The organism is Azorhizobium sp. AG788, assembly GCF_004364705.1.
Taxonomy (GTDB): domain Bacteria; phylum Pseudomonadota; class Alphaproteobacteria; order Rhizobiales; family Xanthobacteraceae; genus Azorhizobium; species Azorhizobium caulinodans.
This window is the reverse complement of sequence record NZ_SOBM01000002.1, coordinates 131,549-154,430: the sequence shown is the minus strand read 5'-3', so window position 1 is coordinate 154,430 and position 22,882 is coordinate 131,549. Positions and strand designations below refer to the sequence as shown.

The following is a 22,882-nucleotide window of genomic DNA, read 5'->3' as shown; positions in this document are numbered from 1 at the left end:
CACAAAATGTATTATTCGGAGAACATTCTTTTATTTTCTGGATGATTGGATGAGCCTCTCCCTCCGACAGGTGCGCTATGTGGTCGAAGTCGCGCGCCTCGGCTCCATCCAGGCGGCATCCCGCGAACTCTCCATTTCGCAGTCCTCCATCCTCGCCGCCATCGATCTCGCGGAGGCCGACATCGGAGCGCGCATGTTCATGCGACGCCCGTCCCAGGGCATGCGCACCACGCCGGCTGGCGAACGTTTCATCGCCGCAGCGCGGGGCCTGCTGGCCGCGGAAACGGAGTTCGTGCGGGAGATCGGCTCGCTGGCGGATCGCCCGCCCCGCCTGATCCGCATCGGTTGCTTCCTGCCCTTTGGGCCGCTGTTCATGCCGGAGGTGCTACGCCGCCTGGTGGCCCGCACGGGCTCCATCGACATCAGCGTGATGGAAGCCGACCAACTGCAACTGCGCGACTGGCTCGACACCGGTCATATCGATGCCGCCGTCACATACGAGATGGGGCCGCCCTTTGCCGGCGAGATCACGCGGATCTGCAAGGTGCCGGCGCATGTGCTGATGCGCGCGGACGATCCGCTGGCGCGGCTCGACGCGGTGCCGCTGGCAGCTCTTGCGGAGCGCCCGCACATCCTGCTCGATTTGCCGCAGACCGGCGCCTATCTCACCTCCATCGTGGACATGTCGGGCCTGGGGCGGCGCATCAGCTTCCGCACCCGATCCTATGACACCGTGCGCGCGGCGGTGGAGGCGGGTTTCGGCCTCACCATCCTGAACCTGCGCCCCATGACCCGGGTCGCGGCGGACACGCCCGATCTCTGCCGCCGCCCCATCGCCGATCCCCTGCCGCCGCCGAACCTGATCGTGATCGACCCCTATGGCGATCGCAAACCGCGCTTCCTCACGGAATTCATCGCGGAGATGCACGCCATGTTCCGTGAACTCGGGCCGCGCCGCTTCGCCGTAGCCAAACCGGAAGAGGAAAACGAACTCCTTCCGGCCTGATGGGTTGTGACCTTCGAGGACCCGCGCAGCACCTCCCGGAATGGAGCCAAGCCGCATTTTTCGTATGACAGAGGCAAACGGGACAGTTCTCAGCGCGGAGAAAGACGTTATATGGTCAGTTCAGGTACCCATTTTCAGCCATTAACCGGAAATGAGTACATAGGAATTGGAAGCATTTTAAGTTGAAGGAGCGGGTTTCATGGACGTTCTTGAGCTGGAACGCGCGCCGTTGCGCGAGGAAAGCCGCGCGAAGCGCATGAAAGCGGCCACCCAGGCGGCCCACGAACGGATCGACCGCCAGATCATGGCCGCTGATCCCTTCGCCTCGCGCGAGAATTTCGGCCGCTTCGTCCGCCTGCAGTACCGCATTCACCACGCTGTCGACCCGCTGTTCCGCAGCCCGGCCCTCGCCGCGCTTATCCCGGATCTGGCGGGCCGCCGACGGCTGGACCTCGTGGAACAGGACGCCGCCGACCTCGGCGTCAGCCTCCCCGAGCTGCCGGCAGCGTCGGACGCCCCGGCCGATGTCGCCTCCGCTCTCGGCTGGCTCTATGTGGTGGAGGGCTCGAACCTCGGCGCCGCCTTTCTGCTGAAGGCGGCCGCCAAGCTCAATCTCAATGAGGATTTCGGGGCGCGGCATCTCGCCGGCCATCCCGCGGGCCGCGGCCTGCACTGGCGCACTTTCACGGCGGCGCTCGACGCCGTTCCCCTCTCGGAGGCGGATGAAGCCCGCGCCGTTGCAGGCGCCGAAGCCGCCTTTGCCATGGTCGCCGACCGGATCGCGGTCGAGTTCGCCTGATCCCACGGTGTCGCGCCACGGCGCGGCGCCTCTCAGCCGAGCGCGTGGCTCGCGAGGGCGAAGACCCGCGGGCCGTCCGCCGGGATGCGCGGCAGGAAGGGGCGACCAAGCGACATGGTCGTCACCGTGTCGAACACCCCCAGCCCCGCACGCATGAGGAATTCCGGAAAGACGCCCTCCGCCTCGCGCGTGTCAACGCGCAGGAACTGCCCCGCATGGTCGCGCACGTGCGGCAGGCAGACCGCGATGGCGTCGCGCGGATCGGACGCGACCACCGGCCCGATCACATGGCCCCGGCCGAAGCGACGGCAGAGGCCATGCGCCACGATCCGCCCGGCGCGTTCGAGCACCACGGCGCGGGCCGTGGACAGCAGCGCCTCGTAGAGCCTCGAGCGGTCCGCACCGAAGGCGGCCCGGTCGAGGGCGAGGATCTGCGGCAGGTCATCTGCTCTTAAGACGCGCGCCTCACCGCCATCCGTATCGTCTGCGATGAACACGGCCTCGCCTTGGCACTGGAAGACCGTGCGCTCGGCAACGAAACCCAGCGACGCATAGAGGCGCCGCCCCGCCCGCGTGGCATTGAGTCCAAGGAAGCGCGGGTGCGTCTGCCCGATCACATGCTCCAGCGTCCAGCGCCCGGCGCCGTACGTCTGGAGGCGGGGGGCCGTGATCATCATGCCCACGGTAGCGAAGTCCGCATCATGGGGAAACCACATCGCGGTCGCGAGCACCCGTCCGATCTCGTCAAGGGCGGCAACGCCATGGCCATACTGGCGCAGCATCTCCCAGTCTTCGGCCCTGTGCGGCCAGCGGACGGAGATCGACAAGGCATGGAGATGCGCCACGTCGACGTCATTGATGTCCGTGAGGCGCGTATCAAACGATTGAAGCGCTAGCCGGCTATCTGCCCTGTTCATGGTTGCCCGTCCTGTCCCGGCGCTTCTCTCCCACTTTCGGTTGTAACGCCGGACGACAACAGAATCCGCCTGTGCGCCACGCTCCTTGCAGCACATTCGACTGAATTGTAATCGACCGACCTCCGCCGACCGGCCTTACTGCCGCGGGCCGGATTTTCGGCGGGATGTATCGTCCGCCCGCCGCCCTTTGATGGAATCTGCGGCAATCAGCCGGGCACCCTCGGCGGGTCCATCGTCGGGCTCCGGAGCATGCCTTGGCCTTCCTGTTCAATTCCGATGCCGGGCGCGGGCGCATCTTCAAGGCGGCCTTCGCCAGCGCCCGCCCGGACATCCCCTTCTTCCTTTCGCCCGCGGAGGCCGATCCGGCACGGGTGCGCTACATCATCTCCTGGACCGTCCCGCAGAACCTTGCCGCCTATACGCGGTTGGAGGTGCTGTACTGCGTCGGCGCGGGTGTTGACCACATGCCCATCGATACCTTGCCGCCGCACGTAAAGGTGGTGCGCATGATGGAAGACGGCATCGTGCGCATGATGCAGGAATATGTGACGCTCGGCGTTCTTACCCTGCACCGCGACATATTCGGTTATCGCGCGCAGCAGGCCCGCGCCGAATGGACGCCGCGTGCGGTCGTGCGGGCGCACGAGCGAAGCGTCGGCGTGCTCGGCCTCGGCATGCTCGGCAAGGCTGTGCTTGAACGTCTTGCGCCATTCGGCTTTCCGCTCGCGGGCTGGAGCCGCTCCACCCACGACCTGCCCGGCGTCACCTGCTTTCACGGCCATGGGCCGGATGGGCTCGATGCCTTTCTCGCCCGCACGGACATCCTCGTCTGCCTTCTGCCGTTGACTCAAGAAACGCGCGGCTTCCTCAACGGCGAGCGCCTCCGCCGCCTGCGGCCGGGAGCGGGCCTCGTGCATGTGGGGCGCGGGCCGCAGCTCGACGGCGCGGCCTTGCTTGCCGCACTCGAGGACGGGCATGTGTCCGGGGCCGTTCTCGATGTCACCGATCCCGAGCCCCTGCCGGCAACCTCGCCGCTCTGGGCCCATCCGAACGTGATGATTACCCCCCACATCGCCAGCGTGACGCGGCCGGACACGGCCGCCGAAGTGGTGCTGGAGAATATCCGCCGCCACGAGGCGGGGCTCGATCCCATCGGCCTCGTGGACCGCGCGCGCGGCTACTGATCCCTCTCGAACCAGAAGGGCCCATCCATGTCCCTGCTCAAGACCATCGACACTGCTCCCAGCTTCGAACCCGTGGAGAAGAAGCCCGATGCGGACCGCCTGATCGCCGGCGATCCCGTCTTTCGCACCTGGGCGCAGGACTCCTCACGCAGTGAGCCGGTGCGCACCGGCATCTGGGAGGCGACGCCCGGCACGTCCCGTTCCATCAAGGGCGACACGTTCGAGTTCTGCTACATCCTCGAAGGCGTCGTTGAACTCACCGAGGAGGGCGGCACGCCGGTCATCTACAGGGCCGGCGACAGCTTCGTGATGAAGCCCGGCTATGTGGGCGTCTGGCGCACCATCGAGACGGTGCGCAAGATTTACGTGGTGGTGGGCTGACGCCATGGGCCTCGGCTTCGATCCAGCCTCCGTCACCCTGCCCTGCGGCCATTTCATCGGTGGCCGGCTGGTGCCGGCTGCGGGGGAGATCGACCTCCATCGCCCCTCGGACGGTGTCGCCTTCGCCGCCTGCCCCATTGCCGGCCCGGACATGGTGGATGCGGCGGTCGAGAGCGCTCGCAAGGCGCTGAAGGACAGCGGCTGGGGCGGCACTCGCCCGCGCGACCGGGTGCGGGCGCTGCACCGCTGGGCGGATCTGATGGAGGCCCATGCGGAAGAACTGGGACGGCTGGAGGCGGTGGCATCAACGCGGCCGATCCGCGACCTGATGGCGGGCGACCTGCCCGTCACCATCGAGCAGATCCGCTTCTTCGCGGAATTCGCGGACAAGGAGGGCGGCGATCTCGTTCCCACCGCCGACGACAGCCTCGGCCTCATCATGACCGAGCCCTATGGGGTCGTCGGCGCCATCACGCCCTGGAACTTCCCCCTCTCCATGGCTGCGTGGAAGCTGGCGCCCGCGCTTGCGGCCGGCAATGCGGTGGTGCTGAAACCCTCCGAGATGACGCCCTTCGCGACGCTGCGCATGGCGGAACTGTCGGTGGAAGCGGGCATCCCCGCCGGCCTCATCAATATCGTGCTGGGCGACGGGGCCATCACGGGCAACGCCCTCACGGGCCATCCGCACGTATCGAAGGTGAGCTTCACGGGATCGACGGCGGCGGGCGCGGCCATCATGGCCAATATCGCCCGCACCGGCATCAAGCCCATGGCGCTGGAACTGGGAGGCAAGAGCCCGCAGGTGGTGTTTGCCGACGCCGATCTCGGCCTCGCGGCAAGCTGCATCGCCACCAGCATTCTGGCCAATGCAGGACAGGCCTGCGTTGCCGGAACCCGCCTCATCGTCGCCCGCGAGATCGCCGAGCCGCTGCTGGAAAAGATTGCGGCGCGCCTCGCCTGTATCCGGCCGGGGCCCACATGGGAGACGGAAACCGCCTATGCGCCCATCATTTCCGAGCGGCAGATCGGGCGCATCGAAAGCCTGGTCGGTGCCGCTTTGTCGGCGGGCGCACAGGTTCGGGCCGGAGGGCGGCGGCTGGAGCGGCCCGGTTTCTTCTACGCGCCCACCATCCTCGATCACGTGGCGCCCGGCTCGCCGGCCGTGATCGAGGAGATCTTCGGTCCCGTGCTCACGACCCAGACCTTCAGCGACGAAGCGGAAGCGGTCGCGCTCGCAGACCATCCGAGCTACGGCCTCTGTGCCGGCCTCTACACACGGGACCTTTCGCGGGCGGTGCGGGTCACCCGGCAGTTGCAGGCCGGCACCATCTGGGTGAACCGCTACGGCCGTTCCCGCGACCACATCCTGCCCACCGGTGGCTACAAGGGCTCCGGCATCGGCAAGGATCTCGGCCGGGAGGCCTTCATGGCCAACCGCAAGGCGAAAAGCGTGCTGATCGGCCTCTGACGCCGGCACGCCCCTCTTCCAAACTCAGGCGAGGAACACCCATGCTCGACACCCAGGGCCTCTTGCGCCAGCAATGCCTCATCGACGGTCAATGGCAGGACGCCGCCGACGGCGGTCAGATCGAGGTGACTGACCCGGCCACGGGCGCCGTGATCGGCATCGTGCCCGACTGCGGCGCGGCCGAGACACGCGCCGCCATCGATGCCGCCGCCCGTGCCTTCATGCCGTGGCGCGCACGCACCCATGCCGAGCGCGCCCAGCTTCTGGAATCCTGGTACGACCTCATGATCGCGCATCTTGAGGACCTCGCTCAACTGCTCACCAAGGAGCAGGGCAAGCCGCTGGCCGAGGCGCGGGCGGAGATCCGCTATGGGTCCTCGTTCGTGAAGTGGTTCGCGGAAGAGGCCCGCCGCGTCGGCGGCGCGACGATCCCCTCGCCGACGCCAGACCGCCGCATCGTCGTGCTGAAGGAGCCGGTGGGCGTCTGCGGCATCGTCACGCCCTGGAATTTCCCCAATGCGATGATCACCCGCAAGGTGGCCCCCGCCCTTGCCGCCGGCTGCACCGTGGTCATCAAGCCATCGGAGCTCACGCCCTTCTCCGCCCTCGCGCTCGGCGTTCTGGCCGAGCGGGCGGGCATTCCTGCCGGCGTCATCAATATCGTCACCGGGATGCCCACGGCCATCGGAACGGAGCTCACGTCCAACCTGACGGTCCGCAAGATTTCCTTCACCGGCTCCACCCGCGTCGGCGCGCTGTTGATGCGGCAGGCCTCCGACAGCGTGAAGCGGCTCAGCCTCGAACTCGGCGGGAATGCTCCCTTCATCATCTTTGACGATGCGGACATCGATCTCGCGGTGGAGGCCGCCATCGCCTCCAAGTTCCGCAATGGCGGCCAGACCTGCGTTTGCGCGAACCGCATCCTGGTGCAGGCTGATATCTATGACGCCTTTGCGGAGAAGCTGTCCGCCCGCGTCTCGGCCATGAAGGTTGGCCCCGGTACGGTCGAGGGCGTCCAGATCGGCCCCATGATTAACCACGCCGCCATCGAGAAGATCGAGCGGCACGTCGAGGACGCGATGGCCAAGGGTGCCCGCCTGCTCTCGCGGCGGCCGGCACTGCCGGCGGGACGCCAGTTCACGGCGCCACTCGTGCTCGGCGAGGCCACGACCGACATGCTGCTCGCGAGCGAGGAGACGTTCGGGCCCGTCGCACCCCTTTTCCGCTTCGATACGGAGCAGGAGGCCATCGCCATTGCCAACGGGACTCCATTCGGCCTTGCGGCCTATTTCTTCACCGAGAGCCTGAAGCGCTCCTGGCGGGTGGCCGAGGCCCTGGAGTTCGGCATGGTGGGCCTCAACACCGGCACCATCTCCACCGAGGTCGCGCCGTTCGGCGGCGTGAAGCAGTCCGGCCTCGGCCGCGAGGGCGCGCAAGTCGGCATCGAGGAATATCTGGAGACGAAGAGCTTCCACATCGGCGGGCTGGCCTGACGTAGAAAGGGCGGGTCTCGAGGCCCGCCCTGTCCCATGCGTGTGTCGGAAGCTTACTGGAAACGATCGAGCATCTTGTAATAGAAGCCGACCAGCGGCAGGAACCAGGGCGTGCCGAGATGGCCGGGTACAGCCGGCCAGTCGAGGCCCTTCACCGGATTGCGGTCCTCCCGGCCGAGCATGGCTTCGGCCATCACGCGCCCCATCAGGTTGGACATCTGGGCCCCGTGGCCGGAATAGCCCATGGCGTACCACAGGCCGTCTTCTGTTCGCCCGGCGCGGGGATAGCGGTCCTGCGTCATGTCCACGAGACCGCCCCAGCAATAATCGAGCGGCACGCCGGACATTTGCGGGAAGAGCCCGACGAGGTTCGCCTTCAGGATCTCGCCGCTCCTGGCATCGGAGCGCTGATCCGAGACCGCGGAAAAGCGGGCGCGGCCTCCGAAGATCAGGCGGTCGTCGGGCGACAGACGGAAATAGTTGCCGATGTTCAGCGAGGTCACGAAGGTGCGCTCGCGCACGATGACGGAGGCGATCTCCGCTCTGCTGAGCGGGCGTGTGGCAACGATGAAGCTGCCGACGGCCACGATCCGCCGTCGGAACCACGAGAAGGGGCCTGACGTATAGGCGCCGGTGGCCACCAGAACCTCCCGCGCCGAGACCTGCCCCCGCGTGGTTTCGAGCACATGGAGAGCGCCCTCCCGACAGCGCGCCGTCACCGCCGCATTCTCGAAGATGGTCGCCCCGTGGCGCACGGCGGCATCCGCGAGACCTGCCGCGTAGCGCCCCATGTGCATCACCGCGCTCTTGCGCGACAGCATGCCGCCGTGGAACGCCTGCGACCGCAACTCCTCCGCGATGGCCGACCGGTCGAGCATGGCCGTATCTGGATCAACCTCGCGATGCAGAGCCTCGAAATTGCGGGCCAGCCCCTCGTAATGAGCGGGCTTCGAGGCCAGCTTCAGCTTGCCCACGCGCTTGAAACTGCACTGGATCTGCTCTTCGGCGACGGTCCGCTCGATGTGATCCACCGCGGCGTCGAAGGCCCGGTAGAGCGTGGCCGCCCGCTCCGCTCCGAGGTGCGATTTCGCCGCGAGATAGGAATGCGCAAGCCCGTTGTTCAGGTGCCCCCCGTTGCGGCCGGAGGCGCCGGAGCCGATGCTCCCGCCCTCCAGCACCACCACTCTGGCGCCTGCCTTGGCGAGCGTGCGGGCGGCTTCAAGGCCGGTGAAGCCGCCGCCCACGATGGCGACGTCATAGGCGCCTTCAACGGAGCCGGGCGTCCCGCCCGTGAAGGCCGGCGCGGTGTCGGCCCAATAGGATGTGAAGCGCATGACGGGCCGCCGTTTCTCAGAGGCCCAGGACGCCGGGCAAGCCGCGGATATCCTTGATCTCGGTATATTCATAATAGGGGTTGGCCGGCTCGTGGCCGCGGTTCACCCACACCTTGTTCTTGATGCCGAGATCATAGGCGGACATGAGGTCATAGCGGAAGGAGGAGGAGCAATGCAGCACATCCTCCGGCCCGCAGCCCAGCATGTCGAACATATATTCGAAGGCCTGGAAGCGGGGCTTGTAGGCCTTGGCCTGCTGCGCCGTATAGACCGCGTGGAAAGGCGCGCCGAGCTTGGCCACGTTGGAAGGGATCTGCACATCCATGGCATTGGAGAGGATGACGAGCGGGATCTCCTTCGCCACCTTGGCCAGCCCCTCGGGTACATCCGGATGCGGGCCCCAGGAGGGCACCCGGTTGTAGATCGCCAGCGCATCCTCGGGCCGGAACGCGACGCCGTTCTTCTTGCAGGTGCGCTCCACTGAATTATGGATCACCTCATCATAGGGCTTCCAGTCGCCGAGGATCTCATCGAGCCGGTAGGCCGCGAAATTCTTTACGAACTGCGCCATGCGCGGCTCGTCGAGCTGCGCCCCGTAGATGTCCCGCGCGGCCTCGGCCATCTGGAAGTGGGTGAGAGTGCCGTAGCAGTCGAAGGTCACGTATTTGGGCCGGAAGCGGGTCATGCCGGTTTCGTCCTTGAAAGGTGCCCGGTGGGCTGAAGACACAGCCAGCATAGGAGCGCCCCGCCAGCCGCTTCACCGCAATCCGCAAGCCGGCGAAGCAGAATGTTCCGTATCTCGCCGGGTGCCCGGTAGAGAGTTGCGCGACCGGGGCGCAGGAGGGCCGGCCGGCGCCCCATCTCCCAGCCCCTCCTCGCCGGCCGCGGCATAAGATGCGGCGGGCATGGCGAGCGACGGCGGATCGTGTCGCCCATCGGCATCAGTGGAGCGGAACCGCCTGAACTGGGCGCGCTAGGCTCTGGGGACACCGGAACCCCATTCCCGGACCAGACATGGCTTCATCGACCCTTGCCCTCACCAACCTGTCACCCGCGCACCTCGATGGCGCCACCGCCCTCTCCCGCGAGACCGCCTGGCCGCACCGGCGGGAAGACTGGGCCTTCATGCTCGCGCTCAGCCGTGGCTTTGCGGCGGTCGAAGATGGTGATCTCGTCGGCACGGCCCTGATGACGCCCTATGGCGCGGACGCGGCGACCATCAACATGGTGATCGTCTCCGCCCGCATGCGGGGGCGCGGCCTCGGGCGGCGGCTCATGGATGCCGCGCTCGATAGCGCCGGAGCGCGCGAGTGCCGGCTTGTGGCGACGCTGGAGGGCCTGCCGCTTTATGAGAAGCTCGGCTTCCGGGCCGTCGGTGAGATCGCCCAGCACCAGGGGGTTCTTGCCGATCGCCTGCCGCCCGCGCCCGCGGCCGTGACCTGGGCCAGCCCGGACGAGATCGATGCCCTGATCGCGCTCGACCGCGCCGCCTGCGGAATGGACCGGACGCAACTCCTCCATGCCCTTGCCGCGATCGGCGAAGTCGCCGTGCTGCGCGGTGCCGATGGGCCGCGTGGCTTTGCCGTCCTCCGCCCCTTCGGCTGGGGCGATGTGGCCGGCCCGGTCGTGGCGCCGAGCCGCACCGAGGCCGAACAGTTGATCGCCTTCCTCATGGCCACCCGACCGGGTCGCTTCCTGCGGGTGGATACCCCGGATGTGGAGGGCATCGGCGCCTTTCTCGCTCGCCATGGCCTGGCCCGTGTCGGCGGCGGCACGCCGATGATCCGCAATGCCCGCTCGGCGGCGCCGGACGATGGCGCCCGCACGTTTGCCCTCGCCAGCCAGGCCCTTGGCTGAAGGAGAAGCCTGATGACCAGCAATTCCCTCGTTGAACTCGACCGCGCCCATCTGGTGCATCCGGTCGCCTCGTATCGCGGCCACGAGCGGGCGGGCGTCCGGGTGCTCAAATCCGCCAAGGGCGCGACCGTCACCGACGCCACCGGCCACAGCATGATCGACGGCTTCGCCGGTCTGTGGTGCGTGAATGCGGGCTACGGCATCGAGAGCATTGTCGAGGCGGCGGCCAAGCAGATGCGTGAGCTGCCCTATGCCACCGGCTATTTCAGCCTCGGATCGGAAAGTGCCATTCGCCTCGCGGCGGAACTGGCGGACCGCGCGCCGGGCGATCTCAACCACGTCTATTTCACGCTCGGCGGCTCGGACGCCGTGGATTCCACCGTCCGCTTCATCCGCTATTATCAGCACGCGCGCGGCACGCCGCAGAAGGACCAGTTCATGTCGCTGGCGAGCGGCTATCACGGCTCCTCGACCGTAGGCGCCGGCCTCACCGCTCTGCCGCTGTTCCACGCCGGCTTCGGCCTGCCCTTCGACTGGCAGCATAAAATTCCGTCCCACTATGCCTATCGTAATCCGGTAGGGAGCGACCCCGCAGCGATCATCGCCGCTTCAGTGGCCGCGCTTCGAGCGAAGGTGGAGGAGATCGGGCCGGATCGCGTCGCCGCCTTCTATGCCGAGCCCATCCAGGGCTCCGGCGGTGTTCTCGTGCCCCCGGACGGCTGGATGAAGGCCATGCGGGAGGTCTGCCGCGAACTCGACATTCTATTCGTGGCCGACGAGGTCATCACCGGCTTCGGGCGCACCGGCCCCCTGTTCGCCTGCACGGACGAGGGGATCGTTCCCGACCTCATGACCACCGCCAAGGGGCTCACCTCGGGTTATGTGCCCATGGGCGCGGTGTTCCTGTCCGATCACGTCTACAACACCATCGCCGACGGCGCTGGGGAGGCAGCCGTCGGCCACGGCTACACCTATTCCGCCCATCCGGTCAGCGCGGCGGTCGGTCTCGAGGTGCTGCGGCTCTACGAGGCGGGGCTGCTGGAGAACGGCCGCAGGGCCGGCGCGCGACTGATGGCCGGGCTCCGGAGCCTCTCCGACCATCCGCTGGTGGGCGACGTGCGCGGGCGCGGCATGCTGGCCGCCATCGAGCTCGTCACCGACAAGGCCCGCAAGACACCGCTGCCGGCGGCCGCCGACCCCTCTCACCGCATCTTCGACCGCGCGTGGGACAATGGCCTTGTCATCCGTGCCTTCGCCACCGGCATCCTCGGTTATGCGCCGCCGCTCTGCTGCACCGACGCCGACATCGACGGCATCATCGAGCGCACCCGCATGACGCTGGACCAGACCCTGGAAGACCCGGACGTCCGCGCCGCCATGGCCTGAGCGGGGACCCACATTCCGGCGGGCGGCTGATTTCAGAAGATTCTGCCGCCCGCCGCCCGCGTTTCAGCCGATCCCGCGCTGCACACTTGGCAACACTGAAGGCTGACACCCATCCACGAGGCGAAAGCAGCCTCGGCACCGTTCGGAACCGGCCTCGGCCGCGACATCGTCAATGCGCCGGCGGGCGCCCAGAGGGGACAGGTCTGTGGCCAGGAGCTTATCCACCTTCAAATATCTCACCTTCGACGTGGTCGGCACGCTGATCGACTTCGAGGCCGGCCTTACGGCGCCGTTGGCGGCCATCGCCGCGGAGCATGGCGTGCCCTTCGATCCGGAAGCAGCGCTCGCGCTCTACCGGGAAGCCCGCTACATGCCCGACGCGCTGCGCTTCCCGGACGACCTGACGCGCGTCTATGGCGTGATCGCGCCGAAGCTCGGCCTGCCGTCGGATGCGCCCTACGGCGCCCGCCTGCGCGCCGCCGTACCGGGCTGGACGGCCTTTCCCGATAGCGCGGAAGCGCTGGCGCGGCTCGCAAAGCGCTATAAGCTGATTGCGATGACCAATGCGCAGCGCTGGGCCTACGAGCATTTTTCCAACGCACTGGGCAACCCGTTCTATTCCGCCTTCACGACGGACGACACGGGGACGGAAAAGCCTGACCCGGCCTTCTTCGAACAGGTGTTCTCGTTCGTGGAAGCCGATGGCGGCGCGAAGGACGACATCCTTCACGTGGCCCAGAGCCAGTATCACGACATCGGTGTCTCCCGGCAGCTTGGCCTGACCAATTGCTGGATCCAGCGCCGCCACGCCCAGCCGGGCTATGGCGGCACCATCGCGCCGTCGCAATTCACCACGCCGGACTACCACTTCACGTCCATGGCCGAACTCGCGGACGCGGTGGAGGCGCGGCACGCAGCGTAACGGGTGCGTTCGAGAAGACGGCCGGGGAGCTGACCTTCCCTCCCCGCCGGGCCTGTCAACGAGAGACAAAAAAGGGGATCCTCGTGACCGACAAGACCGTTTCCAACTGGACCCGTGCCGACGACGCCATGGTTGAGAGCGCCATCCGCCGGGGCGCTTCGCGCCGCGATCTCATGCGCATGCTGCTGGCCGGCGGCATCGCCTCCACCGCTTTCGGCTCTGGCCTCATTGCCCGTGCCACGGATGCCGTGGCGCAGACGCCGGTCTCCGGCGGCAATCTCAAGGCTGCCGGCTGGTCCGCCTCCACGGCCGACACGCTCGATCCGGCGAAAGCCTCGCTGTCGACCGACTATGTGCGCTGCTGCGCCTTCTACAACCGCCTGACCTTCATCGACAAAGGCGGCGCCGTGCGCATGGAACTGGCCGAGAGCGTCGAGAGCGGCGACGCCAAGGTCTGGACCGTCAAGCTGCGCAAGGGCGTCACGTTCCACGACGGCAAGACGCTGACCTCGGCCGACGTGGTCTATTCACTGAAGCGCCACCTCGATCCGGCGGTCGGCTCGAAGGTGAATTCCATCGCCAAGCAGATGAGCGAGATCAAGGCCGTGGACCCGTCCACGGTGGAGATCACCCTCGCCAATCCCAATGGCGACCTGCCCACCATCCTCGGCATGCATCATTTCATGATCATTGCCGACGGCACCACCACCTTCGCCAAGGCCAACGGCACCGGCGCCTTCGTCTGCGAGACCTTCGAGCCCGGCGTGCGCTCCATCGGACTGAAGAACAGGAACTACTGGAAGAGCGGCTATCCGCACCTCGATTCCTTCGAGTTCTTTGCCATTTCGGACGATGCCGCGCGCGTGAATGCGCTGCTGTCCGGCGACATCCAGCTCGCCGCCGCGATCAATCCGCGCTCCATGCGCCTGGTGGAAAGCCAGCCCGGCGTGCTGCTGTCGCGCACCACGTCCGGCAACTACACCGACCTCAATATGCGCCTCGACATGTCGCCCGGCGACAAGAAGGACTTCGTGGAGGGCGTGAAATATCTGCTCAATCGCGAGCAGATCCAGAAGTCCGCCCTGCGGGGCCTGGCGGAAATCGCCAACGACCAGCCGATCCCCCCCTCCAACATGTATTACAATGCCGAACTGAAACCGAAGCCCTTCGATCCGCAGAAGGCGAAGGCGCTGTTCCAGAAGGCCGGCGTGCTCGGCCAGCCCATTCCCGTGGTGACGTCCGAAGCGGCGAACTCGGCCATCGACATGGCCATGGTGCTGCAGCAGGCCGGCCAGGGCATCGGCATGAATTTCGACATCAAGCGCGTGCCGTCGGACGGCTACTGGTCCAACTACTGGCTGAAGGCGCCCATGCACTTCGGCAACATCAATCCGCGCCCCACGCCCGACATCCTCTTCTCGCTGCTCTATGCCTCAAGCGCCCCGTGGAACGAGAGCCAGTACAAGTCGGAGAAGTTCGACCGGCTGCTGCTTGAGGCGCGCGGCTCGCTCGATCAGGCCAGGCGCAAGCAGATCTATGGCGAAATGCAGGTGATGATTGCGGAGGAGGCGGGCACGGCCATCCCGGTCTTCATCTCCAATGTGGACGCCCATTCCTCCAAGCTGAAGGGCCTCGAGCCCAATCCGCTGGGTGGCATGATGGGCTACGCCTTCGCCGAGTACGTCTGGCTCGCCTCCTGACCGCAATGCCGACAGGCCGCTTCCGGCCTCGCCGGTGCCGCCCGGTGATCCGTCATCCTCGCGCGGGAGCGCCAATGAACAGCTATGTCCTGTCCCTTCTGGGCGGCCGCCTGCTGATCGCCGCGGTCACGCTCCTCATCGTGGCCTTCACGGTGTTCGCGGCCACGGAGGTTCTGCCCGGCGACGTGGCGGAGGTGCTGCTCGGGCAGTCGGCGACGCCGGAAGCCGTAGCGGGCCTGCGCGCTGCCATGCATCTCAATGACCCGGCGATCCTGCGCTTTCTCCACTGGCTCGCGGGCCTGCTGACGGGCGATCTTGGCCGATCCTACGCCAACAACATGCCCGTAAAGGACCTGATCGGCACGCGCCTGCTCAGCTCCCTGAAGCTCGCCGGCGCCACCACGCTGTTCTCCGTGCCGGTGGCGCTGACGCTCGGCATCCTCTCGGCCATGTGGCGCGGCTCGCTGTTCGACCGCACGGTGACGGTCCTCACCATCGCCGTCATTTCCGTCCCGGAGTTCATGGTGGCGACATCCGCCGTCCTGATCTTCGCCGTCTATCTGAAATGGCTGCCGGCCCTGTCCTTCACTAGCGACAGCCTGACGTTTCTCCAGCTGCTCCGGGCCCTCGCCATGCCCATCATCACCCTGAGCTGCGTGATCTCCGCGCAGATGATCCGCATGACGCGCGCGGCGGTGATCGAGACGCTGAACACGCCCTATGTGGAGATGGCGCTGCTGAAGGGTGCCTCTCGCCCCCGCATGGTGCTGCGCCACGCCTTGCCCAACGCCATCGGGCCCATCGCCAATGCCGTAGCCCTCTCCCTCTCCTATCTGCTGGGCGGTGTCATCATCGTGGAGACCATCTTCAACTATCCGGGCATCGCCAAGCTGATGGTGGACGCCGTCTCCACCCGCGACCTGCCTCTGATCCAGAGCTGTGCGATGATCTTCTGCGTGGTCTATCTCGCCCTGATCACCCTCGCGGACATGATCGCCATCCTGTCCAACCCGAGGCTGCGCCGATGAGCACGCGCCTCCTCACCCTGCCCCGCGTGGGCTACCAGATCAGCCCCGTCGGTATCGGCGCATTCCTTGTGATCCTGTTCTGGCTGGTGGTGGCCATCTTCGCCCCCCGCCTGACGCCGTACGCCATCGGCGATATCGTCGATTTCGACTATTTCGGCCCGGTCAGCGCCAAATTCTGGATGGGCACGGATTATCTCGGGCGCGACATGTTCTCCCGCATCATCGCAGGGTCGCGCTATACGGTCGGCCTGTCGCTTGCGGCAGTCGCCATCGCCTGCTGCACCGGCGTGACGCTCGGCATGACCGCCGCCGTGATCGGCGGCTGGTTCGACAGCATTCTGAGCCGCTTCTTGGACGCCTTGAGCTCCATTCCAAGCAAGCTCTTCGGGCTCGTGGTTGTCGCAGGCATCGGCTCATCCATCCCGGTGCTGATCGGGACACTGGCCATCATCTACACGCCCGGCTCCTACCGCTTCGCGCGTGCGCTGGCCGTGAACATCAACACGATGGATTTCGTCACCGTCGCCCGCACCCGCGGCGAGGGCGTTGCCTACCTCATCGGCTCGGAAATCCTGCCCAACATCGTGGGGCCGGTGTTTGCGGACGTGGGCCTGCGCTTCGTCTTCATCGTGCTGCTGCTCTCCGGCCTTTCCTTCCTCGGCCTCGGCGTGCAGCCACCCAATGCGGACTGGGGTGCGCTGGTCCGCGAGAACATCTCGGGCCTCGCCTTCGGCGCCCCGGCCGTGATCTTCCCCTCGCTCGCCATCGCCAGCCTCACCATCAGCGTCAACCTGCTGATCGACAACCTGCCCCGCAAGATCCGGGACCGGAGCGCGTGATGACGAACCTTGTCGAAATCCGCGATCTGAAAGTCGAGGCCACAACCGATGCGGGCCGCCGCGTCGAGATCATCAAGGGGGTGAGCTTCGAGATCGCGCCCGGCGAGATCGTCGCGCTCATCGGAGAAAGCGGCTCAGGCAAGACCACCATCGCGCTCACCCTCATGGGCTATGCCCGCGCCGGCTGCCGGATCACCGGCGGCAGCGTGCGCGTCTGCGGCACCGACATGACGCGGCTCTCCGAGCGCGAGCGGGCCGCCATCCGCGGGACCAAGGTCGCCTATGTGCCGCAGAGTGCGGCGGCAGCGTTCAATCCGGCGCAGCGCATCATGGATCAGGTGATCGAGGTGGCGCGCATCCACCACCTGATGAGCGATGCGGAGGCGCGCACGCGCGCCGTCGCCCTCTTCCGCGCACTCTCCCTGCCCGATCCGGATAACATCGGCGACCGTTACCCTCATCAGGTTTCAGGCGGCCAGTTGCAGCGCCTGTCCGCAGCCATGGCGCTCATCGGCGATCCCGAACTGGTTATCTTCGACGAGCCCACCACCGCCCTCGATGTGACCACGCAGATCGAGGTGCTGCGCGCCTTCAAGGCGGTGATGCAGAAGCGGAACATTGCGGGCGTCTATGTGTCCCACGATCTCGCCGTGGTCGCCCAGATCGCCCAGCGCATCGTCGTCCTGCGCGGCGGCGAGGTGCAGGAAATCGGGATGACCGACGCGATCCTGTCGACGCCGCAGCATCCTTACACCCGCGAGCTTCTGGCGGCCTTCCGGCCGGTGGGGGCCGACCCCTTTCCGCGGACGAAGGCGGACGAGACCCCCAAGCCCCTGCTCGAACTCAGCAACATCGTGGCGGGCTACGGCCCCATTCTCGGGTCGGGCCTGCCCGCCATCCAGGTGGTGAAATCCGTCAGCCTGAAACTGGAGGCCGGCCGCAACCTCGGCATCATCGGAGAGTCCGGCTGCGGCAAGTCCACGCTCGCCCGCGCCATCGCCGGCATCCTGCCCCCGGCGGGCGGCGACATCGTGTTCGAGGATCGTCAGCTCTCCCGCTCGGCGAAAAAACGCTCCCGCGAAGAGCTGCGCAAGATCCAGATCGTGTTCCAGTCCGCCGATACGGCCCTCAATCCTGCCAAGTCGGTGGGGGAGATTCTCGCCCGGCCGCTGGTCTTCTATTTCGCAATGAAGGCTCAGGAGCGCGAGGCGCGGATCGACCGCCTGCTGGACATGGTCCACCTGCCGCGCGCGCTGAAGCATCGCCGTCCGCCGGAACTCTCCGGCGGCCAGAAGCAACGCGTCAACCTCGCCCGTGCGCTCGCCGCCGAACCACGCCTCATCCTGTGCGACGAGATCACGTCTGCCCTCGATACCGTGGTGGCGGCAGCGATCCTCGACCTGCTGCGTGAACTTCAGGCGGAACTCGGGTTGAGCTACATCTTCATCAGCCACGACCTGCCCACGGTGGAGGCCATCTGTGACGACGTGGCCGTGATGTATGCGGGCGAGAAGATCGAAGAGATGCCCCGGTCCCGCATCGGCACCGTCGAGCATCACCCCTACACGCGTCTCCTGTTCTCCTCGGTGCCCAAGCTCGACCCGCGCTGGCTCGATGGCCTGGAGCGCGATCCCGCGCTCGTGGCGGCGCTGTCGAAGCGATGAGGCCGGCGGGAGCGCGGGCGTTGCCTTGGGCCAGAGCGGCGGGCATGGTCAGCACATGAAACTCGACCAGATCGACGTCAAGATCCTCTCCGAGCTGCAGAAGAACGGCCGCATCACCAATGTGGAGCTGGCCGGGCTGGTCAACCTGTCTCCCAGTCCCTGCCTGATGCGGATGAAGAAGCTCCAGTCCGAGGGCTACATCACCGGCTATTCGGCCCGCATCAACGTGGGCAAGCTCGGGCAGACTCTCACCGTCTTTACGGAAGTCACCTTGAAGAACCACAGGCAGATCGATTTCGCCCGCTTCGTGGCGGCCGTGGACAAGCTCGACAGTGTGATGGAGTGCCACCTGATCTCCGGCGGCTATGACTACCTCGTGAAATTCGTGACGCGCGGCATCGCCGATTATCAGGAAACCATGGAACGCCTGATCGATCAGGATATCGGGATCGACAAATACTTCAGCTTCGTGGTGCTGAAGTCGCCGATCGTGAAGACCCACATGCCCCTCACAAGCCTGTTCCGCCCGACCGACTGACAGACGGCGCGGTCGGGCGAACATGCGGCACGCGTCGGGCCCCGCAGAAGGAAATGCTGCGTGCGGGCCGTTTGCGGTGCCGGCCCGCTGGTGCCGCCCGCTAACATCGGCAGGACGATTCACGGAACGGTCCGCCGCATGCCCATTCAGCTTCTCTCGATCGAAACCAGCCCCGAACTGCCGACAGAGGCCGATGTGGTGGTCATCGGGGGCGGAGTGGTGGGCGTGTTCAGCGCCTATTATCTCGCCCGGCGCGGGGTGAAGGTGGCGCTGGTGGAGAAAGGCCGGATCGCCGCCGAACAGTCCAGCCGGAACTGGGGCTGGTGCCGCCAGCAGAACCGGGACGCCCGCGAACTGCCGCTGGCCACCAAAAGTCTTGATCTGTGGGAGCGCCTTGCGGCCGAGACCGGCGAGGATGCCGGCTTCCGCCGCTGCGGCCTGCTCTATCTCTCCAACGATGAGGTGGAGATCGCCGGCTGGGCGAAATGGGGCGAATTCGCCCGCAGCGTCGGCGTGACCACCCACATGCTGGATGCCCGCGAAGCGACGGCACGGGGCGCGGCGAGCGGCCGGTCATGGAAGGGCGGCGTCTTTTCGCCGACCGACGGGACGGCCGACCCCGGGCGGGCCGTGCCCATCGCCGCCCGCGGCATCCTGGCGGCGGGCGGCAGCGTTCATCAGATGTGCGCGGCGCGCGGGCTGGAGACGCAGGGCGGCCGCGTCAGCGCCGTGGTGACGGAGAAGGGCACCATCCGCACCAGGACGGTCGTTCTGGCGGGCGGAGCGTGGGCCTCGTCCTTCTGCCGGCAGTATGGCATCAGCTTTCCCCAGGCTTCGATCCGGGCCTCGATCCTCTCCGTCGGCCCCGGCCCCGAAGAGCTGCCGGCCGCACTTCACACCAAGGCCGTCTCGGTGACCCGGCGGAGCGACGGCAGGTATACGCTCGCCATCAGTGGCGGCGCCCGGCTCGACCCGACGCCGCAGCAGTTCCGCTACTGGCGGGAATTCCTGCCGATGTTCGCCAAGCGCTGGCGCAGCCTCGCGCCGGGCGGGCTCGAAGGCTGGCGCTCGGGCCACGAGACGCTGGCCCGCTGGCGCCTCGATGCGCCGACGCCCATGGAAGCCTGCCGTATCCTCGACCCGGTGCCGAACGCGCGCCAGATCAGCGAAACCCACGCCCGCGCCGTTCATCTGCTGCCGGCCCTGCGCAACCGGCCGGTGACCGCCCAATGGGCGAGCTATATCGACAGCACGCCGGACGGCGTCCCGGCCATTGGCGAGGTGGACAGCCTGCCCGGCTTCATCCTTGCCGCGGGCTTCAGCGGGCACGGATTCGGCATCGGCACCGGCGCCGGGCACCTGATCGCCGATCTCGTCACGGGGACCGCTCCCATCGTCGACCCCAGGCCCTATAGCCCGGCCCGCTTCAGCAAGGGGGCCTGGGGCAAGGTGGCCGAGTTCTGAGGGCAGCCCGCCGGCATCAGGCCGCCGCGCGGGCGCCGGTCCAGCGGCTCGGGCTGAACGGTGCCGGATCGGCGCAGGTGGCCTCGCCGGACATCATCTGCGCCAGCAACTGGCCGCTCACGGGCCCGAGAGTGAAGCCCTGGTGGCCGTGCCCGAAATTCAGCCACAGCCCCTTCTGGCCGGGAGCCGCCCCTATCACCGGCAGCATGTCCGGCATGCAGGGGCGCACGCCCGTCCAAGGCTCGTCCTCCACGCCCTGTCCGAAGTCCATGAGCCCGCGCGCCGCCGTCTCGGCGCGGCCGAGCTGCACGGGCGTCAGCGGCGCGTCCGGCGCCGTGAGTTCTGCGCCCGTGGTGATGCGCAGGCCCTTGGCCATGGGGGCCATGACATAGCCGTTGTCCGTATCCATCAGCGGCAGGTCGAGGGCCGCGCCCTCATAGTGCCGGTGGTAGCCGCGCTTGCGGACCATGGGGAACGTGAGGCCGTAGCGTGCGAGCAGCGCGGGCGACCAGGGCCCCAGCGCCAGCACCACATGCTCCGCCTCCAGCGGACCGTCGGCCGTCTCGACCCGCCAGCCCTGCGCGGTGCGGGCAAGCGTCTCCGCCGAACCCACGCGGCAGGCGCCGCCATTCGGGCTGAACAGCTTGGCATACGCGCTGACGAGGGCACCGGGATCGCGCACGCTCCACGGCGCCAGCCAATGGATCGCGCCGGCGCCCGTCTGCCGGAGCGCCGGTTCGGCAGACGCCAGTTGCGCTGGCGTCATGGCCGCGAACGTCACCCCATATTCCGCGCGCAGGCGCTCGGCCGTTGCGACCGCGTCGGCAAAGGCGGCCGGGTTGCGGTAGAAGGTGCGGTAGCCTTGCCGGCGGACCAGCGCGTCGGCCTCGGCGCCGATTTCTCCGATGAAGCCCTGATGGGAGGCGGTCGCCTGCGCGATGAGGGCGGCCCAGCCGGCCGCAATGCGCCGGTGGCGTCCGCCTTCCGAATTCCACCAGTACCGCAGGAGGGGACCGACGTGCTGGGGCAGCGAGCCCCAATGGAAATGCACGTCGTTGGTCCGGCCCGTCGCGATGTCGAACAGCGACCGCAGATCGCGCGGCATGGCGAAGGGCTCGACCGCCTCGCTCTGGATGATGCCGGCATTGCCGTAGCTCGTCTCGAGCCCCGGCGCGCGGCGGTCCACCAGAACCACATCCCAGTTGCGGCGGCGCAGATGCAGCGCGGTGGAGACACCCACCATGCCGCCGCCAAGAACGATGACGGTCTTCATGTCCTGTCCTCAGTTCCGCAGCTTGGCGATGACGGTGATTTCCAGCCGGGCCGGGATGACCAGATCGGCAATCAGCGTGGTGCGCACCGGCAGCGGATCGGAAAAGTGCCTGGCATAGGCGATGTTGAAGGGGCCGAAGTCGGACTTGTCGGTCAGATAGACGGTTGCCGAAACAACGTCATCCAGCGTCAGGCCCTTGGTGGCCAGCGTACGGGAGATGCGCGCCAGCACCAGATCGGTCTGCGCCTCGATTCCCTCCGGGATCGTTCCGTCATCGGCGAACGGCACCTCGCCCGACAGATAGAGCATGTCGCCGACTTCGCGGCAGGGGGAGAACGGCAGAGCGGGCTTGGACATGGATCACCTCTGACAAGGAAAAGAACGGCTCAGGCCGCCTGCGCGGCTGCTTCCGGCGCGGGCGTGCGAATGGTGGCCGCGACCACGACCGACATGGCGGTCATCACCAGCAGGAAGTTGAAGGCAGCGTCATAGACACCGAAGCTCGCCACCAGCACGCCCATCACATAGGGCGCGACCGAGCCGGCGCCCTGCCCGCCCACATTCACGATGCCGATGCCGGTGCCGATCTGATCGTCCGCCAGCACTTTCGTGGGCAGGGCGATGACCGTCGCCAGCACGAAGGATTTGAAGAAATAGACCAGCGACTGGAAGAAGATGACGCCCGCCACCGTCTCCGCCTTGTACATGGCATAGAGAAAGATGCCGGTCAGGGTCGCGCTGGCCATGAGCAGATACTTCTCCCGCTGGGCGAAGAAGCGCGTCATCACCCAGCCGCCCATGGCGGTGGAGATGGTGGCCATGAGGAAGGGCACGGGGGTGAGCAGGCCCACCGCCTTGAGGTCAAGGCCGCGCTGCTGGAGCAGGTAGGTCGGCATCCAGGAATCGAGGCCCTTGTTCACGCACGAGAGGCCGAACCACACCACGAGCAGTTGCCACATGAGCGGGTTCTTCATGAGGTCGCGCACCGGTGTGCGGGCCTTGCCGTTCACGGACGCCGCGCGCGGCGCCGGACGGCGATAGGGCACGGCCAGGAAATAGGCCACCGCGAAGACCACGCCGGCAATGCCGACGATCTCGAAGGCGTGGCGCCAGCCGAAGGAGATGATGAGCGGCGCCATGATGAGCGGCGCCACCATGCTGCCGAGATAATTGGAGGAGGTGAGCAGCGCGGTGAACTTCGGCCGGTTGCCCTTCTTCACCAGTTCCGACACGCCCTTGATGCTGGCCGCCGGGAAGCCACCTTCCGCAAGACCGAAGATGAAGCGGATCGCCAGCAGCGACACCAGCGACCAGGCCTGGCTGGTGAGGATGGTGAAGACCGACCATGCCGCGATCGTAACGATCACCACATATTTCGACCCGAACCGGTCGGCCAGCCAGCCGCCGGGAATCTGCATGATGGCATAGCCCAGGAAGAAGATGCTCAGCACGGCGCCGAGTTCGTCGGGCTTGAGACTGAACTCCTTGCCCACATGGGTCAGCGCCAGCGACATGGCCGCCCGGTCGATATAGGAGATGCAGAATGCCAGATAGAGCAGCGCGAAGCCGACGATGGCGGCCTTGTTGCCGGCAATCTTTTTCAACATGGAAGCCTCGGAAGGTTTGTTA

The 22,882-nt window shown here is 67.0% G+C and carries 21 protein-coding genes; 15 read left to right on the top strand and 6 right to left on the bottom strand.

The features are described 5' to 3' along the window. Positions 1-49: 49 nt before the first annotated feature. A complete protein-coding gene (locus DFO45_RS04700; RefSeq protein WP_133863980.1) occupies positions 50-1,006 on the top strand; it encodes a LysR substrate-binding domain-containing protein in 957 nt (318 codons plus the stop codon). Positions 1,007-1,205: 199 nt separating this feature from the next. Continuing rightward, complete coding sequence (locus tag DFO45_RS04695; RefSeq protein WP_133863979.1) at positions 1,206-1,805, top strand: biliverdin-producing heme oxygenase; 600 nt, start codon at positions 1,206-1,208, stop codon at positions 1,803-1,805. A 32-nt stretch (positions 1,806-1,837) separates the two neighbouring features. On the opposite strand, the gene DFO45_RS04690 is transcribed toward DFO45_RS04695, so the two are convergent. Continuing rightward, positions 1,838-2,722, bottom strand: a complete 885-nt coding sequence (locus tag DFO45_RS04690; protein ID WP_133863978.1) for a GNAT family N-acetyltransferase — start codon at positions 2,720-2,722, stop codon at positions 1,838-1,840. A gap of 254 nt (positions 2,723-2,976) precedes the next feature. Between DFO45_RS04690 and DFO45_RS04685 the strand changes: the two genes are divergently transcribed. From DFO45_RS04685 to DFO45_RS04670, 4 genes are read left to right on the top strand one after another with little or no spacing between them, the layout of a single operon-like run. After that, a complete protein-coding gene (locus DFO45_RS04685) occupies positions 2,977-3,906 on the top strand; it encodes a glyoxylate/hydroxypyruvate reductase A (protein WP_133863977.1) in 930 nt (309 codons plus the stop codon). 27 nt (positions 3,907-3,933) lie between these two features. Next, on the top strand, positions 3,934-4,287 hold the full coding sequence (locus DFO45_RS04680) for a cupin domain-containing protein (RefSeq protein ID WP_133863976.1): 354 nt from the start codon (positions 3,934-3,936) through the stop codon (positions 4,285-4,287). Positions 4,288-4,291: 4 nt separating this feature from the next. Then, positions 4,292-5,755 (top strand): aldehyde dehydrogenase family protein, encoded by a 1,464-nt coding sequence (locus DFO45_RS04675; RefSeq protein WP_133863975.1) that lies wholly within the window; start codon positions 4,292-4,294, stop codon positions 5,753-5,755. A 41-nt stretch (positions 5,756-5,796) separates the two neighbouring features. After that, on the top strand, positions 5,797-7,248 hold the full coding sequence (locus DFO45_RS04670) for an NAD-dependent succinate-semialdehyde dehydrogenase (protein ID WP_133863974.1): 1,452 nt from the start codon (positions 5,797-5,799) through the stop codon (positions 7,246-7,248). A gap of 53 nt (positions 7,249-7,301) precedes the next feature. Here the strand turns inward: DFO45_RS04670 and DFO45_RS04665 are convergent, their stop codons facing one another. Together DFO45_RS04665 and DFO45_RS04660 are read right to left on the bottom strand one after the other, a co-directional pair. Continuing rightward, on the bottom strand, positions 7,302-8,582 hold the full coding sequence (locus DFO45_RS04665) for an FAD-binding oxidoreductase (RefSeq protein ID WP_133863973.1): 1,281 nt from the start codon (positions 8,580-8,582) through the stop codon (positions 7,302-7,304). Between the two features lie 16 nt (positions 8,583-8,598). Further along, on the bottom strand, positions 8,599-9,267 hold the full coding sequence (locus DFO45_RS04660; RefSeq protein ID WP_133863972.1) for a haloacid dehalogenase type II: 669 nt from the start codon (positions 9,265-9,267) through the stop codon (positions 8,599-8,601). 329 nt (positions 9,268-9,596) lie between these two features. Between DFO45_RS04660 and DFO45_RS04655 the strand changes: the two genes are divergently transcribed. From DFO45_RS04655 to DFO45_RS04615, 9 genes are all read left to right on the top strand, one after another. Beyond that, positions 9,597-10,439, top strand: a complete 843-nt coding sequence (locus DFO45_RS04655; protein WP_133863971.1) for a GNAT family N-acetyltransferase — start codon at positions 9,597-9,599, stop codon at positions 10,437-10,439. Between the two features lie 12 nt (positions 10,440-10,451). Then, the gene (locus tag DFO45_RS04650; protein ID WP_133863970.1) at positions 10,452-11,825 is read left to right on the top strand and encodes an aspartate aminotransferase family protein; all 1,374 of its coding nucleotides are present in this window, start codon (positions 10,452-10,454) and stop codon (positions 11,823-11,825) included. 205 nt (positions 11,826-12,030) lie between these two features. After that, positions 12,031-12,747 carry an HAD-IA family hydrolase gene (locus DFO45_RS04645; RefSeq protein ID WP_133863969.1) on the top strand — a complete coding sequence of 239 codons (717 nt, stop codon included), beginning with the start codon at positions 12,031-12,033 and terminating at the stop codon, positions 12,745-12,747. Positions 12,748-12,830: 83 nt separating this feature from the next. After that, positions 12,831-14,447, top strand: a complete 1,617-nt coding sequence (locus DFO45_RS04640; RefSeq protein WP_166657048.1) for an ABC transporter substrate-binding protein — start codon at positions 12,831-12,833, stop codon at positions 14,445-14,447. Positions 14,448-14,521: 74 nt separating this feature from the next. Then, positions 14,522-15,475, top strand: coding sequence for an ABC transporter permease (locus DFO45_RS04635; protein ID WP_012170555.1), 954 nt, complete (start codon positions 14,522-14,524; stop codon positions 15,473-15,475). Continuing rightward, complete coding sequence (locus DFO45_RS04630; protein WP_133863968.1) at positions 15,472-16,314, top strand: ABC transporter permease; 843 nt, start codon at positions 15,472-15,474, stop codon at positions 16,312-16,314. Before DFO45_RS04635 ends, DFO45_RS04630 begins: the two co-directional genes overlap by 4 nt. After that, entirely contained in the window at positions 16,314-17,978 is a 1,665-nt protein-coding gene (locus DFO45_RS04625; RefSeq protein WP_133863967.1) for an ABC transporter ATP-binding protein, read from the top strand. Before DFO45_RS04630 ends, DFO45_RS04625 begins: the two co-directional genes overlap by 1 nt. A gap of 55 nt (positions 17,979-18,033) precedes the next feature. Then, positions 18,034-18,516 carry an Lrp/AsnC family transcriptional regulator gene (locus DFO45_RS04620; protein WP_012170552.1) on the top strand — a complete coding sequence of 161 codons (483 nt, stop codon included), beginning with the start codon at positions 18,034-18,036 and terminating at the stop codon, positions 18,514-18,516. Positions 18,517-18,654: 138 nt separating this feature from the next. Continuing rightward, on the top strand, positions 18,655-19,980 hold the full coding sequence (locus DFO45_RS04615; protein WP_133863966.1) for an FAD-binding oxidoreductase: 1,326 nt from the start codon (positions 18,655-18,657) through the stop codon (positions 19,978-19,980). A 16-nt stretch (positions 19,981-19,996) separates the two neighbouring features. On the opposite strand, the gene DFO45_RS04610 is transcribed toward DFO45_RS04615, so the two are convergent. The 3 genes from DFO45_RS04610 to DFO45_RS04600 are packed head-to-tail and all read right to left on the bottom strand — an operon-like array spanning position 19,997 to position 22,860. Next, positions 19,997-21,253, bottom strand: a complete 1,257-nt coding sequence (locus DFO45_RS04610; protein WP_133863965.1) for an FAD-binding oxidoreductase — start codon at positions 21,251-21,253, stop codon at positions 19,997-19,999. 9 nt (positions 21,254-21,262) lie between these two features. After that, entirely contained in the window at positions 21,263-21,610 is a 348-nt protein-coding gene (locus DFO45_RS04605) for a RidA family protein (protein WP_133863964.1), read from the bottom strand. A 29-nt stretch (positions 21,611-21,639) separates the two neighbouring features. Continuing rightward, positions 21,640-22,860 carry an MFS transporter gene (locus DFO45_RS04600; RefSeq protein ID WP_133863963.1) on the bottom strand — a complete coding sequence of 407 codons (1,221 nt, stop codon included), beginning with the start codon at positions 22,858-22,860 and terminating at the stop codon, positions 21,640-21,642. Between the last annotated feature and the right edge of the window lie 22 nt (positions 22,861-22,882).

Coding starts and splice junctions, on each gene's coding strand:
- DFO45_RS04700 (WP_133863980.1), top strand. CDS start 50: ATGAGCCTCTCCCTCCGACAGGTGCGCTATGTGGTCGAAGTCGCGCGC.
- DFO45_RS04695 (WP_133863979.1), top strand. CDS start 1,206: ATGGACGTTCTTGAGCTGGAACGCGCGCCGTTGCGCGAGGAAAGCCGC.
- DFO45_RS04690 (WP_133863978.1), bottom strand. CDS start 2,722: ATGAACAGGGCAGATAGCCGGCTAGCGCTTCAATCGTTTGATACGCGC.
- DFO45_RS04680 (WP_133863976.1), top strand. CDS start 3,934: ATGTCCCTGCTCAAGACCATCGACACTGCTCCCAGCTTCGAACCCGTG.
- DFO45_RS04675 (WP_133863975.1), top strand. CDS start 4,292: ATGGGCCTCGGCTTCGATCCAGCCTCCGTCACCCTGCCCTGCGGCCAT.
- DFO45_RS04670 (WP_133863974.1), top strand. CDS start 5,797: ATGCTCGACACCCAGGGCCTCTTGCGCCAGCAATGCCTCATCGACGGT.
- DFO45_RS04665 (WP_133863973.1), bottom strand. CDS start 8,582: ATGCGCTTCACATCCTATTGGGCCGACACCGCGCCGGCCTTCACGGGC.
- DFO45_RS04660 (WP_133863972.1), bottom strand. CDS start 9,267: ATGACCCGCTTCCGGCCCAAATACGTGACCTTCGACTGCTACGGCACT.
- DFO45_RS04655 (WP_133863971.1), top strand. CDS start 9,597: ATGGCTTCATCGACCCTTGCCCTCACCAACCTGTCACCCGCGCACCTC.
- DFO45_RS04650 (WP_133863970.1), top strand. CDS start 10,452: ATGACCAGCAATTCCCTCGTTGAACTCGACCGCGCCCATCTGGTGCAT.
- DFO45_RS04635 (WP_012170555.1), top strand. CDS start 14,522: ATGAACAGCTATGTCCTGTCCCTTCTGGGCGGCCGCCTGCTGATCGCC.
- DFO45_RS04630 (WP_133863968.1), top strand. CDS start 15,472: ATGAGCACGCGCCTCCTCACCCTGCCCCGCGTGGGCTACCAGATCAGC.
- DFO45_RS04625 (WP_133863967.1), top strand. CDS start 16,314: ATGACGAACCTTGTCGAAATCCGCGATCTGAAAGTCGAGGCCACAACC.
- DFO45_RS04620 (WP_012170552.1), top strand. CDS start 18,034: ATGAAACTCGACCAGATCGACGTCAAGATCCTCTCCGAGCTGCAGAAG.
- DFO45_RS04615 (WP_133863966.1), top strand. CDS start 18,655: ATGCCCATTCAGCTTCTCTCGATCGAAACCAGCCCCGAACTGCCGACA.
- DFO45_RS04610 (WP_133863965.1), bottom strand. CDS start 21,253: ATGAAGACCGTCATCGTTCTTGGCGGCGGCATGGTGGGTGTCTCCACC.
- DFO45_RS04605 (WP_133863964.1), bottom strand. CDS start 21,610: ATGTCCAAGCCCGCTCTGCCGTTCTCCCCCTGCCGCGAAGTCGGCGAC.
- DFO45_RS04600 (WP_133863963.1), bottom strand. CDS start 22,860: ATGTTGAAAAAGATTGCCGGCAACAAGGCCGCCATCGTCGGCTTCGCG.